The 14,979-nt window shown below is 36.0% G+C and carries 16 protein-coding genes; 8 read left to right on the forward strand and 8 right to left on the reverse strand.

Annotated elements, in window-relative coordinates; all coding sequences use genetic code 11:
* The first annotated feature begins 5 nt into the window (after nt 1-5).
* The 3 genes from AC6H33_RS10275 to AC6H33_RS10285 all read left to right on the forward strand — a co-directional run bounded on the left by AC6H33_RS10275 (nt 6) and on the right by AC6H33_RS10285 (nt 4,015).
* Entirely contained in the window at nt 6-587 is a 582-nt protein-coding gene (locus AC6H33_RS10275; RefSeq protein ID WP_497604797.1) for a chemotaxis protein CheB, read from the forward strand.
* Nucleotides 587-1,366 (forward strand): CheR family methyltransferase, encoded by a 780-nt coding sequence (locus AC6H33_RS10280; protein WP_497604798.1) that lies wholly within the window; start codon nt 587-589, stop codon nt 1,364-1,366. The genes AC6H33_RS10275 and AC6H33_RS10280 overlap by 1 nt, the downstream gene beginning before the upstream one ends.
* A gap of 75 nt (nt 1,367-1,441) precedes the next feature.
* A complete protein-coding gene (locus tag AC6H33_RS10285; protein WP_497604799.1) occupies nt 1,442-4,015 on the forward strand; it encodes an EAL domain-containing protein in 2,574 nt (857 codons plus the stop codon).
* Nucleotides 4,016-4,020: 5 nt separating this feature from the next.
* Here the strand turns inward: AC6H33_RS10285 and AC6H33_RS10290 are convergent, their stop codons facing one another.
* Genes AC6H33_RS10290 through AC6H33_RS10310 form a run of 5 tightly spaced genes read right to left on the reverse strand, consistent with a single transcriptional unit; the run spans nt 4,021 to nt 9,434 of the window.
* Nucleotides 4,021-4,224 carry a hypothetical protein gene (locus AC6H33_RS10290; protein ID WP_497604800.1) on the reverse strand — a complete coding sequence of 68 codons (204 nt, stop codon included), beginning with the start codon at nt 4,222-4,224 and terminating at the stop codon, nt 4,021-4,023.
* Nucleotides 4,221-5,975: a Na/Pi cotransporter family protein gene (locus tag AC6H33_RS10295; RefSeq protein ID WP_497604801.1), complete on the reverse strand. Its 1,755-nt coding sequence runs from the start codon at nt 5,973-5,975 to the stop codon at nt 4,221-4,223. Before AC6H33_RS10295 ends, AC6H33_RS10290 begins: the two co-directional genes overlap by 4 nt.
* A 59-nt stretch (nt 5,976-6,034) precedes the next feature.
* Nucleotides 6,035-7,270: a DEAD/DEAH box helicase gene (locus AC6H33_RS10300; RefSeq protein ID WP_497604802.1), complete on the reverse strand. Its 1,236-nt coding sequence runs from the start codon at nt 7,268-7,270 to the stop codon at nt 6,035-6,037.
* A gap of 30 nt (nt 7,271-7,300) precedes the next feature.
* A complete protein-coding gene (locus tag AC6H33_RS10305) occupies nt 7,301-8,161 on the reverse strand; it encodes a bifunctional helix-turn-helix domain-containing protein/methylated-DNA--[protein]-cysteine S-methyltransferase (RefSeq protein ID WP_497604803.1) in 861 nt (286 codons plus the stop codon).
* A gap of 10 nt (nt 8,162-8,171) precedes the next feature.
* On the reverse strand, nt 8,172-9,434 hold the full coding sequence (locus AC6H33_RS10310; RefSeq protein WP_497604804.1) for a serine hydroxymethyltransferase: 1,263 nt from the start codon (nt 9,432-9,434) through the stop codon (nt 8,172-8,174).
* Between the two features lie 283 nt (nt 9,435-9,717).
* On the opposite strand from AC6H33_RS10310, the gene AC6H33_RS10315 reads away from it, so the two are divergent.
* From AC6H33_RS10315 to AC6H33_RS10325, 3 genes are all read left to right on the forward strand, one after another.
* Entirely contained in the window at nt 9,718-10,275 is a 558-nt protein-coding gene (locus AC6H33_RS10315; RefSeq protein ID WP_497604805.1) for a PAS domain S-box protein, read from the forward strand.
* A 114-nt stretch (nt 10,276-10,389) separates the two neighbouring features.
* Nucleotides 10,390-10,587 (forward strand): hypothetical protein, encoded by a 198-nt coding sequence (locus AC6H33_RS10320; protein WP_497604806.1) that lies wholly within the window; start codon nt 10,390-10,392, stop codon nt 10,585-10,587.
* A gap of 34 nt (nt 10,588-10,621) precedes the next feature.
* Nucleotides 10,622-11,626, forward strand: coding sequence for an EAL domain-containing protein (locus tag AC6H33_RS10325; RefSeq protein WP_497605995.1), 1,005 nt, complete (start codon nt 10,622-10,624; stop codon nt 11,624-11,626).
* Here the strand turns inward: AC6H33_RS10325 and AC6H33_RS10330 are convergent.
* Entirely contained in the window at nt 11,621-12,508 is an 888-nt protein-coding gene (locus tag AC6H33_RS10330; protein WP_497604807.1) for a DMT family transporter, read from the reverse strand. The two genes, AC6H33_RS10325 and AC6H33_RS10330, sit on opposite strands and share 6 nt — an antisense overlap.
* A 124-nt stretch (nt 12,509-12,632) precedes the next feature.
* Here AC6H33_RS10330 and AC6H33_RS10335 point away from each other — a divergent pair, with 124 nt between their 5' ends.
* A complete protein-coding gene (locus tag AC6H33_RS10335; protein ID WP_497604808.1) occupies nt 12,633-12,827 on the forward strand; it encodes a YwbE family protein in 195 nt (64 codons plus the stop codon).
* Nucleotides 12,828-12,878: 51 nt separating this feature from the next.
* Nucleotides 12,879-13,352 carry a hypothetical protein gene (locus AC6H33_RS10340; protein WP_497604809.1) on the forward strand — a complete coding sequence of 158 codons (474 nt, stop codon included), beginning with the start codon at nt 12,879-12,881 and terminating at the stop codon, nt 13,350-13,352.
* Nucleotides 13,353-13,456: 104 nt separating this feature from the next.
* On the opposite strand, the gene AC6H33_RS10345 is transcribed toward AC6H33_RS10340, so the two are convergent.
* Both AC6H33_RS10345 and AC6H33_RS10350 read right to left on the reverse strand, forming a co-directional pair.
* On the reverse strand, nt 13,457-14,227 hold the full coding sequence (locus tag AC6H33_RS10345) for an ATP-binding protein (RefSeq protein ID WP_497604810.1): 771 nt from the start codon (nt 14,225-14,227) through the stop codon (nt 13,457-13,459).
* On the reverse strand, nt 14,220-14,975 hold the full coding sequence (locus AC6H33_RS10350) for a penicillin-binding transpeptidase domain-containing protein (RefSeq protein WP_497604811.1): 756 nt from the start codon (nt 14,973-14,975) through the stop codon (nt 14,220-14,222). The genes AC6H33_RS10345 and AC6H33_RS10350 overlap by 8 nt, the downstream gene beginning before the upstream one ends.
* Nucleotides 14,976-14,979: the final 4 nt, after the last annotated feature.

The raw sequence follows: 14,979 nt of genomic DNA on the forward strand, positions 1-14,979 counted from the left end.
TTTATGTGCCACAGAACTCACAACTTGATAGAGTTATTTTGATAGGAGCTTCCACTGGCGGACCTAGCCAGATAGAGGGCATCATAAAAGCTCTGCCTAAACTCCGACATACAGCCATCATAATCGCACAACACATGGCACTTGATTTTATTCCAAGTTTTGTAAAAAGACTCTCTCAAAATAGCCAAAACAAGATACAAATCACAACAAACTCTCTTAGATTAGAAGCTGGAAATATCTACATTTGTCAAGGTTTATCTTCTATACACAGCGGTAACTTTGGCTTAGAGTTTCACTTAACCTCCTCCAAAGAGTACAAATACAATCCAGATATTAACAGCATCTTTAGCTCTTTTGCTTCTTTTGTAAAAAGTTATAGAACGCTTGGGATTATACTAACGGGAATTGGCGATGATGGTGTTAGCGGATGCAAAGAGTTATCTTTAATGGGTGCTAGAACAATTACCCAAAGCCATGAGAGCGCCATTGTAGATGGGATGCCTCTTAGAGCAAGAGAGTCCATAGAAGCCATTGAGGTTTATGACATAAACGGTATAAAAAATAAAATTATGGAGTTTTGCAACTAATGTTTTTTAATTTTTTTAAAAAGAGTGCCCCTGTTGAAGTGGAGCAGAGAGCTAAATCTATCCAAAATTATGATGATGTTTCACAAATTGCAGAGTACTTCAAAAACGAGACTGGCGTTACTTTTGATAAACAGACATCCATCTTAAAAAATAAAGTAATGACTTTTTGCAAACATAGGGAGATAGACTCATTTCGTGAACTACTAAACTCTTTAAATTATGACAATGCCCTAAAACAAGCCCTAATCGACACTTTAACAACAAATGAGACCTTTTTTTACAGAGAGTTTAAGCAGATTGAGGAGCTTGTTGCTCTTGTTAAAAAAAACAACCAAAAAGTAGAAATCTTATGCGCACCCTCTGCAACTGGGGAAGAGCCTTACAGCATAGCAATAGCCCTTTTAGAATCAGGAGTAAGTGCTGAGAATTTTAAGATAATTGGTGTCGACATCAACCAAGAGGCGATAAATAGGGCAAAAGATGCTCTTTACAAAGAGAGAAACATACGAAATCTAAACGCAGAGCAACTTCGCAAATACTTTAAAGAGGATAATGGTTTATACCGCCTAAATGATAGCGTTAAATCAAGAGTCACATTTAGAGTGGCAAATATTTTTGACTCCTCTTTTAGCGGTATGGGAAAATTTGATTATATTTTTTGCAGAAACATGCTGATTTACTTCGATAAAGAGACAAAACTAAGAGCAAAAAAAATTCTTCAAGAGCTCAGAAAAAATCAAAATCAAGAGATATTTTTTGGTCACGCAGATTTGTTTTAAGTCGCTATAATACAACTTCAAACGGCTTGACTTAGGTTAAAGTTTAGCAAAACATGAAAGAACAAAAGAGAAGAAATGAAGTTAAAACTAAAGTCTAAATTACTTTTTTTATCAATGCTTCCTATTCTATTTATAGCAATTCTCTCATTTATGCTTTTATCAGATATCGTTAAAAGCAGACAAAATTTAGAACTTACAAAACAGTTTATCCTAGAAGCAGAAGTTATTTCAAAAGTCATTCACCACATGCAGATAGAGCGCGGTGCTACGACTGGAATGATTGCTAACAATAATAGAGATGATAAAGATATACAAAATATAAAAACACTCTGCGACAAAGCTGTTTTAGATGCACAAAACACTCTTTATGTTTATGATTCTTGTCACAACTCTCAAATGATAAACACTCTAGAAGATATTAAAAACAGGAACAATCTTGAATTGCTTAGCTTCTCAATCAATGACGCAAAAGCTTACTATTCAGAAAAAATAAGCTATCTTCTTCTGTTTATAAAAAGAATTCCATCTATGATGAATGATAAAGAGAACAGAAACATTATTCAAGCTCACAGCTATCTCTCCTCTGCAAAAGAGGCTCTTGGGCAGATAAGAGCTATTTTGATGGAGGTCTATTCAAGCAAAAAGCTCTCAGAGAGCTCTTTGTTGTCACTTATAAAATTTTTAGAGATTTATAACCTTGATTGTGCAAATTTTAAAATTGTTGCGACTGATGATTTGCATACGATATATGAAAATCATTTCAAAGGAGAGGCAGTTGAGAATACTCTTGCGATGATAGCGTCTATTGTTGAGAATAGAGATGATTTAAACTTTTCTCAAATAGCACCTTCATACTGGTTTGAGCAGTCAACTATCTCAATAAATGCGCTAAGAGATGTAGAGCATGAACTTTTTGACACTGTAATTAGTCTAATAAACGAAAAATTGGAGCTTATTTTTTATAAAATCTTTTTTATAGCATCATCTCTGTTTGCTACACTTATAGCTTTTGCATTCATACTAGTGTTGATAGTTAGAAGAATTTTATCTAGCACCAACTCCCTAGCCAAAGAGCATGACTCCTCTCTCTCGCTTTTAGAGCAGTACAAAGCAACTGTTGATAGAAGCTTTATAGTTTCAAAAACAGACCCTCATGGAATCATTACCTATGTAAATGATGAGTTTTGCAATATCAGCGGTTTTTCAAAAGAGGAACTAATAGGACAATCTCATAACGTTGTAAGACATCCAGCTATGAGACAAGAGACTTTTACAGAGATGTGGCATACGATAAAAGAGTTAAAAAAACCATGGCAGGGGGAAGTAATAAACCTCAAAAAAGATGGTTCGTACTACTGGGTAAATGCTATTATAAACCCCATACTTGATAAAAATGGAAACATTCTTGAGTATATCGCTATCCGTAGCGATATAACAGAGATAAAAGATGCTCTTACAACAGACATGTTGACTGGTTACGACAACAGAGTAAAACTCTCAAGTGATATAAAAGAGTTAAAAAATCTCTCTTTGGCGATACTAAACCTTGATGACTTTAGGCAACTCAATGATTTCTACGGACATCAATTTGGAAACCTAGTTATCATCTCTATCGCAAATAAAATCTACAACTTCATCTCAAAAGATAAAAAGCTAAAATTTTACAGACTGCAAGGGGATGAGTTTGTAGTTGTAGGTAGAGAGTACGATAGAGAGAAATTTATCAAAATAACAAAAGAGATAATCATGCTCATAAAAGAGAGATTTAGCATGAAAAATAAAGAGATTCTTCTCTCATGCAGTTGTGGTATCTCTTTTGAAGGGAACGAGCATATCCTCTCTGGCGCAAATATGGCTCTAAAAACTGCCAAAAAGAGCGGTATCGACCTTTTGATTTATGATGACTCTCTATCGCTAAATGAGCAGTATGAAAACAATATGATAGTTACAAAAAAAATATCTGACGCCCTAAAAAATGGCGATATCATTACATACTATCAACCAATCATAAACAACAAAAATTTATCAACTCAAAAATATGAGTGCTTAGTGAGAATGAGAGATGGAGATAAAATCTTATCTCCTTTTTATTTTCTAAACATAGCAAAGCAGTCAAAACAGTACTTCGATATAACAAAAGCAGTTATTTTAGAAGCATTTGAGATGTTTAAAGACAAAGAAGCAGAGTTCTCAATAAACCTATCCATAAACGATATACTTGATGAAGATGTATCAAAATATATTTTTATGATGCTTGATAAATATGAAATTGGCAACAGAGTTATTTTTGAGATAGTTGAGTCCGAATATATAGAGAATTTTGATGGTGTCTTAAGGTTTATAAAAAATGTCAAAAAATATAAGTGTAAAATCGCCATTGATGATTTTGGAACAGGTTATAGCAACTTTGGATATCTTATAAAACTAAAGCCTGACTTTTTAAAGATTGACGGCTCGCTCATCAAAAATATAGCTAAAGATAAAAACTCTCTGCTTGTTGTCTCAACTATTGTAGATTTTTCACATAAACTTGGGATGCAGATTGTTGCCGAATTTGTTGAAAATGAAGAGATTTTCAAGATAGTAAAAGAGCTAGGCATAGACTACTCGCAAGGGTATTACTTCTGCGAACCAAAAGAGAGTTTGTAGAAGTTTTAAACTCTCTGGAGTAGTTTTTTAAGAATATAGAGCTTATCTTTTATGTTCTCTCTCTCCTCTGGCGTGGAGGCATTTTTTAACTCTTTTTTTGTTTTTGTTATCTTTTTTTGAAGATTCTCTTTTAACTTCTCCTGCTTTTTTTCGCCATTTACACTAAAGAAAAGTTTTTCTATTCCTTTAAAGATTTTATCTATTTTCATGCCAAACCTCCTAATGTTCTTAAATCTCTATCCTTAATCCACAATATTGTAGCCGCTTGTAGAAGCTTTTGCGCCACTTCATAAGCAAAAGAGCTGTCATTTATAAGTGATGTAGCCATTTTAGAGTCTATCTTATTTTCTCTAATTAACGTATCTATACGGCTGTTTTTTATGTTATCGAGAGCTTTTATGTTCTCTCTTAAGAGCTCTATCGAGGAGAGGACATCTATCTCATCTTCATGCTCCCTTAGCATATTTATCGTGTCTATCGTCTTTGCAATATATGTTCTTATGTTGTTGTACTCATCTTTTACATAACTGTTTTTTGATTTTGAGTAGTAGTATATATTTTTTTGTAAATCACGTACATTTTTTATAGCTTCTATTATCTCGCGTGAAGCAAGTTTCAAATCATATACATGATTTTGGCTCTCTTGATTCATATTTTCTTGAGATAGAGTTGCATAGTAGATTATATCGCTGTAGAGAGATTTTATTTTTTTAGCATAGAACTCATCCACATCCGTGTTTATATTTATCTGTGAATTTTTTACAACACTTTGTATATCTGGGCTTTTTATAAACTCATGTCTATGCAGTGAAATGGAGTGAGATATAGCTTCAATCGCACTGTCATATAGGCGGATTGTCTCTTTTTTTATAGCCTCTATCGCGGCATCTGGCACATTTATGACGACTTTATCCAAGTATAGAGGTTTTAGCGCATATATATTTGCCTCTATGAAAAGTGTCTCTAGATATTTGACAAGATTTTTTGTAAATGGAGCGACAAGCAAAACGCCAAGAATATTAAATATAGTATGAAAAAGTGCAAGTTTCATAGCGTAATTACTATCGCCAATACCTATTTTTGAAGCCAAAACTTCCGTAAAATCCTTTAGTTGATAAAGAAATATAATAGCCACAAAAGCAGTTGTAAGATTAAAGATAAGATGCGCTGCTGCTACTCTTTTACCATTTGAGTTAGAGGAGAGCGCTCCTAAAATCGCTGTTATTGTAGTTCCTATATTTGCACCGATTGCAAGTTCAAGAGCATTTATATATATAATCTGGTTTGTCGCAAGAGCAGTGATAATAATAGCCATTGTTGCTGCGCTTGACTGCATGATTACAGTTGCGACAACTCCTAGCAAGATATAAATCAAAGCCCCTAAATACCCATCTAGTGCATATTTTGAGAGGTCAAGCTTACTCTGCAAAACCTCAAAACCATCTTTCATATAATCAATACCTAAAAATATAAATCCCAACCCTAAAAGTATATTTGCCACTCCATGATAATTTTTACTCTGTGAAAATTTTAAAACAGTCCCAAAAATTATCATGGGCATTGCAAAAGAGGCTATATCTATCTTTAGACCAAAACTAGAGACTATCCAAGCAGTAGTAGTTGAGCCGATATTTGAGCCAAATATAACTCCGATTGCTCCACTTAGAGTTATAAGCTCTGCACTTAAAAATGAGATGATGATGATAGATACAAGAGATGAGCTTTGCATTATAGCAGTGGCTAGAAAGCCCGTTCCTATCGCCTTTGGAAGCGTTTCCGTGCTTACTTGCAAGACTCCCTCAAGCACTCCGCCACTAAAAAATTTAAAACCATCCTCCATAAAAGTCATACCAATCAAGAAGATAGCTACTCCAGCTATAATAATCTTGTAGTCATGTTTATAAAAAAGAACAAGCGCTAGTAAAAACAGGAAGATATAGTAGTAATATTTTTTGAACACGACAAACCTTTTATATATCATTATCGCTTATTATAACACCGCTTAAGAGTTATTTGGCATTACTTTATGAGTTTTGTTGCTGCTTCTCTTGCTCTATCCTTTTTACTTTTGCCTTTGCCTTTTATAGGCTCTTTGCCCTTTTCTCTTTTTGGCGCTTCTCCCATAAGTTCAAAGCCCTCTATCTGCTCTCTTTGAAGTCTGATATTTGAGCGTTTTTCTATCAGGCGAAAATGTGCCTCATCTTCATGGTCTATAAACGAGATAGCCACTCCAGCCTTACCTGCTCTTGCAGTTCGTCCTATGCGGTGTATGTAGTCGGCACTAGAGCGTGGAAGGTCAAAGTTGATTACGCATGAAACATCATCTATATCTAAACCTCTTGCAACCAAATCAGTGGCAAATAAAATCTTAATCTTTTTAGCTTTGAACTCTTCTAGCGTGTAGTTTCTATCCTCTTGATGCAAATCGCCATGAAACGAATCGGCACTAAATCCATGTTTTCTAAATTTTGCCGCTATATTATCAGCAGCTCTTTTACTTGCCATAAACACAAGCACAAGCTCATATTTTTCGCTCTTTAAGAGATGTCTAAGAAGTGGGGCACGATTTTCTTTGTTTACTAAAATAGCACGCTGAGTAATGTTTTGAACTGTCGGCTCTTCTTCGATACTAATCTCAAGAGGATTTTGCATAACCCTTGAAGCGATAGAGAGCATTTTTGGAGGATAGGTGGCAGAAAAAAGAAGATTTTGACGTTTTTTTCCAAGTGCTTCAAGGATAAGTTCAAGCTCTTGGGCAAATCCAAAATCAAGCATCTTATCCGCTTCATCAAGAACAAAAAAATCTACATGTGATAAATTCATCTGTTTTTTACTCAAAATATCAAGAAACCTGCCAGATGTAGCCACTAAGATATCACACCCTTTTTGAATGTTAAAGAGTTGCTCACCAATGCCCTCTCCGCCGATTACGCCAACAACTTTTACTCTCTTGCTCATAAACGCACCAAAGGTCTCAAAAGCTTCAACTATCTGTTGTGTCAGCTCTCTTGTAGGTGTTAGAACGAGCGCTTTTATTTTTGCTTTTCCCTCATAACTATCACGAGATAAAAGCTCTAAAATCGGCAAAATAAAACTAGCACTCTTCCCGCTTCCTGTTTGAGCTTTTGCCATAATATCGTGACGCTCTAGCACAAGAGGAATAACTCTCTCTTGAATAGGTGTTGGTTTCGTAAAACCACTTTTATTTAGCGCTTGTTGTATATTTTGTGAAAGTCCAAGTTTTGAAAACGGCATTTAGTATCCTTCTCTATATTTGAGCGCATTTTAGGTAATTTTGCCTTTAGGGGATATTTTAATATTTTGAATTGATTCACATGCTATTAGTATCTTTTTGCGCTCTATTCCCCATCTATAACCGCTCATCGCTCCGCTTTTTGCGATGACTCTATGGCATGGGATAAGATAACCGATATGATTTTTGCCTATGGCGGTCGCTACTGCTCTGGTGGCTTTTGGTTTGTCAATGTAGTTTGCTATATCTTCATAAGTGGCAACTACGCCATTTGGAAGGTTTAGAAGTGCCTTCCAAACATTTACTTGAAGGTTTGTCCCTTTTACAAAGAGGGAGTATTTTTTGTTTTTTATAAAGATGTTCTTTAGATACTCTCGTGCGGCTTCTTCATCAAAGCAGAGATTTGCATTTTCCCAAAGTTCGTTAAATCTTTTAAAAATCTCATCTCTGTTCTCATCTATAAAGCCCAGATAACAAACTCCCTTATCAGTAAAACCGATAAGAGCTTCCCCAAAAGGAGTCTGCCCATAACCGTAAGTTATAAGAACATCCTTTCCTTTTTCTCTCCACTCTTTAGGAGTCACACCGATAAGGTTTACGAAAAGCTCATGGAGACGGCTACTGCTCGATAACCCTATATCCAAACTGCTATCAAGGATAGATTTGGACTCTTTTATATGCTCTTTTGCATAGTTTAGAGTAACAGAGTGCAAAAACTGTTTTGGGGTAACACCTACATACTCTTTAAAGACTCTTATAAAATGAAATTTACTCATACCGATATTTTTAGCAACCTCGTCGATAGAGGGGTGTTCTTTAAAGTTTTCATCAATATACTTGATGGCTTTTTCTATCTGCTTATAGTTATCGTGCAGGAGTGAAATTTCATCCATTTTTTCTCTTTTAAAAAGTTGATTTATTGTAAATCACAAAACCCTTTGCTATCTCTTCTAACTCTTTGTTTATCTTATCATGTAAAACAGTGTCGTTTATGTTATCTAAAACATCGCAGATTTTGTTTGCGATAAGTTCAAACTCTGCTTCTTTCATACCTCTAGCCGTTAGTGCTGGGCTTCCGATGCGGATACCGCTTGTTATAAAAGGGCTTCTTGTATCATTTGGAACACCATTTTTATTTACGGTGATTCCCGCTCTCTCTAGCGCTGCATCTGCATCTTTACCTGAGAAATCTCTGTTTAAAAACGACACCAACACTAAGTGGTTGTCCGTTCCGCCTGATACCAAATCATAACCTCTTTTTGTTAAAACAACTTCAAGCACTTTTGCGTTTGCTTTTACCTGCTTTGCGTAATCCTTCCATGATGGGTCTAGTATCTCTTTAAAGGCAACCGCTTTTGCTGCTATTACATGTATAAGTGGACCACCCTGAATACCTGGGAAAATAGCAGAGTTTATCCTCTTTGCTATATCTTCGTCATCTGTCATAATCATACCGCCACGAGGACCTCTTAGAGTCTTATGGGTAGTTGTTGTTACAACATGAGCGTGAGGAAATGGACTCATATGCTCACCAGCTGCAACAAGTCCTGCAACATGGGCAATGTCTGCAAACATGATAGCACCAACAGCATCAGCAATCTCTCTAAACTTTTTAAAGTCTATCTCCCTTGCATAAGCACTAGCGCCACAAACGATAATCTTTGGTTGAACAGCTTTTGCAATTTCTAAGATTTTATCATAGTCCATTCTGCCATCAGCTTCAACACCATAAGTAAAGCTTGAGTAGTTTTGACCTGAAAAGCTTGGTTTACTACCATGCGTCAAGTGTCCGCCATGGCTTAAATCCATACCTAAGAGTTTATCACCAGCTTTTAGAAGTGCCGCATAAACAGCAGCGTTTGCCTGACTTCCTGAGTGTGGTTGAACATTTGCAAACTTACAGCCAAATATCTCACAAGCTCTATCAATCGCCAACTGCTCAACAGCATCGGCATATTCGCAACCACCGTAATATCTCTTGTATGGATAACCCTCAGCGTACTTATTTGTAAATACGCTTCCCATAGCTTCCATAACCGCTGGACTTGTAAAGTTCTCACTAGCAATCATCTCAAGATGGTTAGTCTGTCTCTTTAACTCGCCCTCTATGATAGAAAATACTTCCCTATCCGCATGTTCTAAACTTTTGCTTGATATAAAACTCATCTTAGTATCTCCGCTATTATTTTATTTTTAAAATAGTAGCTCAAGCTAAGATATTTAACAATCCAAAAATTGCTATCGTTTAGTAACAATATATTTATAAAACGAAAAATCAATCCAACCTTAAGAAAAAATGTAATAGTATCCCTTTAATAAAAAATAATATATAGGTTTTGCGATGATATCGTTCTTTGAAGATAATAGATTTCTAGAGCTCCTTACTGCTAATTTACCAGATATGCTCTGGGCAAAAGATTTATAAGGGAACTACCTTTTTGCAAATAAAATGATGCTTGAAAATCTTCTTATGGCGGAAGAAAACGAGGAGTATCTTGGAAAGAACGATATTTTTTTTGCTACACGAGAGAGAGCAAAACATCCAGAAAATCCACAGTGGCATACCTTTGGGGAACTTTGTCACAACTCAGATTTAGTTGTACTCCAAGAGATGAAACCAATGAAGTTTGAAGAGTATGGAAATATTCGTGGAGAGTTGGTTTATCTAGAAGTTCATAAAGCTCCTATTTATGATGAAGATAAAAATGTCATAGGCGTAATTGGAAGCGGACGAAATATCACTGAACATAAAAAAATTCAAAGAGAGCTAGAGATAAGCAATCGCCTAATCGAGAGTGGCCCCGTAGTGCTTTTTGAGTGGGGCGCAGATGATGGATGGCCTATTATATTTGTCTCTGCCAATGTTGAGAAAATTTTAGGGATAAACTATAAAAAGCTCCAAGAGAGTGAAATAAAATTTTCCGATTTTATCCATCCTGATGATTTGCCTATTGTGCTAAAAGAGTTTTATGAATATATTGCTTTACAAACTACCTCATTTGTTTAAGAGTATAGGTTAATCAAAGAGGATTCAAGCGTCATATGGATTAGAGATTTTACCGTTATAGATTATAACGAAAAGAAAACTCCTCGCACCATAAAAGGTTTTATCTTTGATAACATGAAAGAAAAAGCAGCAAAGGAGCGTATTTTTCATTTAAACTACTATGATCAGCTAACCACACTGCCAAACCGTCAAAAAATTATGCTTGATATTCAAAACAACCCTCCTTGCGCTTGTGCTATTTTCAATATAGAAAGATTTCGAGAGTTAAATGATTTTTTTGGGATAGCAACTGGGGATAGCAACTGGGGATAGCATTTTAGTTCAAATTGCTAAAAAATCACTAGAGATTGGGGTTGAGGCATACCGCATTGGCGGTGATGAGTTTGCTATTTTATTTTATGAAGATTTATCTCATGATGCTATACAAAAGTATGTATCTAACATACTTTTACAACTAAATGAGATAGATTTAAATATCGCTAATGAGAGTGTAAATATCAGAATGAGTGTAGGAGTTGCATTTAAGAGTGAGAGAATCTTAACCAATGCAGATATTGCGCTGCACATTGCAAAAGAGAAAAAGGTATCTTTTTGGATTTACGAAGAGGATGAAAAGATTGAAGAGAGTTATAGAAAAAATATTGCTATGACCGCTACAATTCATAAAGCACTCTTAGAAAACCGCATACTCTGCCATTACCAACCAATTGTAAATTTTTCTACACAAAAAATTGATAAATATGAGACGCTAGTAAGAATAGTAGATGAAGATGGAACTATTCTTATGCCAAATGATTTTTTACCTATTGCTAAAAAAACAAAGCTCTATCCTCGCATCACACAAGAGGTTGTAGCTCAGGCATGTCGCTGTTTTGCATCTCGCAAAGAGTTATTTTCTATAAATCTATCCATAGAAGATATAAGCAACCCTAAAATTGTGCAGGAGATTATCCAAACAATAGTTCACACCAACACAGCAAAGAGAGTCATTTTTGAGCTTTTGGAGAGTGAGGGCATTGAGGATTATGGTATCGCTTCTAAATTTATCGCGCAGGTAAAACCGCTAGGTGCTAGGATTGCCATTGATGATTTTGGAACTGGGTACTCCAACTTTGAACATATCCTTAAACTCAATGTTGATTGCATAAAAATAGATGGTTCTCTTATAAAAGGAATTGTTGCGAATGATAAACATAGAATTATCGTTGAGACAATAGTTGATTTTGCTAAAAAAATAGGTGCCTGTACTGTTGCTGAATATGTTTGCGATGAAGCGGTTTATGAGACTGTAAAAGAGAGTGGAGTTGATTTTTCTCAAGGTTACCACACTGGCAAACCCCAAGCGTTATAATCTCCCTCTTTTCATATTGAAAATTGCAACCGCAACAAATGCCAACAAAGCCCCAAAAAGCGTTGATAACATAATCTTCTCATCATATATAAACCAGCTTGAGGCAATAGCCCCGATAGGTACTATAAACATAAAAACTCCTGTTCTATGCGCTCCGATTTTACCAGCTGAGATAAAATAAAGAGTAGTGCTAAAAGTTCCAGGAACTATACCTATAAAGATGATAGTAGCCCAAAAAACAGCGTCATACGAGCCAAAATCAAACGGATGGTATGGAAGTGCAAATATCATATTTGTAAAACCAGCTACGCCAAAAACAACAAGCGTATAAAACATAGGATTTACCCTTGAGGCAGCTTTTTGAGAAAATATAGTAACCAACGCCCAAACAACAGCGCACTCTAAAAAATATAGACTATCCGCATTTAAGAACGAAAATCCTTCAAATGGAACACGAAGCAGAATCAACGCTCCAAAAATCCCGATAAACAGGGCACTAAGTTGAGTATTTGTTACCTTTGTACCTAAGATAGCAATCGACATCAGATATGTAAAAATAGGTGCCAAAGATGTAACCATAGTCCCGCCATATCCAGCCGCACCGTGAGAGAGCCCTGCAAAAAATAGGTAGTTAAAAAGTGAGGTCAAAAGCCCAGCAATAAGCATATAAAAGTAGCCAACTCTATCTGACTTTAGCGGAGTTTTAAGATACCAAATTACTGGCAAAAGAGTTACAAACGATATAGCATAACGCCAAAAAGCTGCAACTTCAGCATGAGAGTGAGCCGCAGCAACTTTCCCAGCACTCCAAGCAATACCCCAAAAAAGCATAGCGATTATCATAAGTATAAAATAGCGTGTCTGATTTTTAGTGCTGTTCATTTTCTGCTTCTATTTTTTATCGAATTATACAAACTTATTTCTTGATACTACCGCCCCATTTAAAACCGCTTCTAAATTGCCAATTTTTACTATAATACCCCTACTTATAAAAAGGAGTTTATATATGCTAGACGCAACTCAAAGAAAAAACATTAAAAGTGGGCAGAGTGTAGCTATCGTTTTAAAACAAGATCAGCGTAGCGGAGTTTTAACACAGGGCATAGTCAGGGATATTTTGACAAAGTCGCCAAACCACCATCACGGCATAAAAGTTCGTTTGATGAGCGGTGAAGTCGGACGAGTAAAAGAGATATACTAATCGGAACTATATTTGCTTTTTATTTTTACTTAAAAATATAGAGGAGTTATCATGGATATAGGAACTGCTTATCAGAGCTATACAAATATGACTCAGAGCTTTAAAACAAAAGAAAATGTCGACTTTAGTGTTGCTTCTGAGCAAAAAAATGAAATTCTATATACGCAAGAGGAAACAGAGAGTAAAAGTTCACAGACAGATGAGGCTCTTGCAGATTTTCTAAAAAAACTCCGTGAAAAAGGAGCTGCAAAATTTTTAGCAGATTTAAATAAAGAAAAAATAGAAGCACTTGTTGAAGAGTATAAACAAAAGCTCATAGACAATATGGGTGACTCTCCTGAAGCTCTACAAGATATAGCAAAACTAATAGAGGCTTTTAAGGCGAAACTCATAGAAGAAATGAAAGAGAAGATGGAAGATGAGATAAAAACTGCCAAATACAGACTTAAGGGAAATACTCTCTTAGAGACTCATCTAAATTCACAAAAGAGAGCTACGCCATTAGAAGAGCTGCTAAAGTTATAAAACTCTACTTACTTTTTTGTATCTCTTATCTTGCACAAGTTATAAACAAAGCGACTTGGTAGTATTTATGCCTAATAGATACTACTTTTACCTGCTCTTTATGTTTAACCATTAAAATAGCTGTTATAAAACTGTTTCGCCGTTCTGGCACTCTTACTAGCCCTGCTTTGGGCAAAGCGCAGAGCCTCTACATGCAGAAGTTCTCTGTCGCTTTTATACTCTTTAAAGTAGCTGTCCACAACTGCCAAGTAGTCGGCTTGAGAACCGTGATAAAAAGAGAGCCATAAACCGAATCTGTCACTGAGCGAAATCTTCTCTTCTACGCTGTCGCCATAGTGAATCTCGCCGTTATTGCCTATTTTAGTGCCTTCGTTGTCGCTATGATACTCTGTAATCAAGTGTCTTCTGTTTGACGTGGCATAGATTTTTACATTCTCTGGCGGAGATTCGATAGAGCCTTCTAGGATTCTTTTTAGACCTTTGTACCCCTTTTCTCCCTCTTCAAAAGACAAATCATCGCAAAAGATGATGAACTTATAAGGCAGATGACGAATCATGTCGGATATCTCTATGAGGTCGTCCAAGTCCTCTCTGTCTATCTCGATAAGGCGCAATCCTTTTGAAGCATAACTGTTTAAAAGCGCTTTGATAAGTGAGGACTTTCCAGTACCTCGTGCTCCCCATAAAAGCACATTATTTGAGGGTAAGTTCTCTAAGAAACGCTCCGTATTTTTAATAAGCTCCTCTTTTTGTCTCTCTATCCCGACCAAGTCGTCAAATGTGATGTTTTCTATATATTTTACGGGCTTTAAAAACTCTTTTTTAGCTCGCCAAATAGCTGCGTTATAATCTTTAAAATCAGTTCTATCATTCACTTTTTATATCCTCAAATTTAGCGTTTGTAAGTGTTTTTAAATACTCAAAAGCAATTTTCTTTGCTTCTGCTCCGTTTGCTCCCTCGCCTTTAATGTTAAAAGCAAAAACGGTAGTTTTGTCATGACTTTGCTCAAAACCCACAAACCAACCTACTCCGTTGCAGCTTCCTGTTTTTCCGCCAAGCTGATAAGTACCGTTTTTTTCTAAAGTGATAATATCTTTTGTCGTTTCCATTACATGTAGAGGAAATTCCAAATCATTACGCATAAGTCGTGAGAGAAAATCAACCTGTTCGTTTAGGGAGATTTTGAGACTTCCGCCTCCAAGCCAAAAGTCCGTAAGAGTATTGGAAGTATCCGCATTGCCATACTGAGCTCTGCTTACATACTCTTTCATTCTCTGCTCGCCTATACGACTAGCCAACTCTTGATAAAACCAAACCGTTGACACTGCTATAGCAGAACGCATCGAGTGGTCTTGATTCCATGCGGAGTATTCTCGCTTTACCCCGTCCCACTTTATAACCTCATTTTCATCTTTTACAACTTTGCTATCAAGAGCTATCATCGAGTTTAGTATCTTAAAGGTCGAACACGGACTAAGTCTCTCATCTGTACGCATTCCAAAAACTCTTTTTTGAGAACTGTTCAAATCCAATATAACCGCACTTCCACCGTACTTGCCGAAATTCGGCTCTAAAGCATAAAGCGGTAAAATTAGTATCAATAATATTAGTAGTTTAAACATTTTT

Source organism: Sulfurimonas limnophila (genome assembly GCF_059705345.1).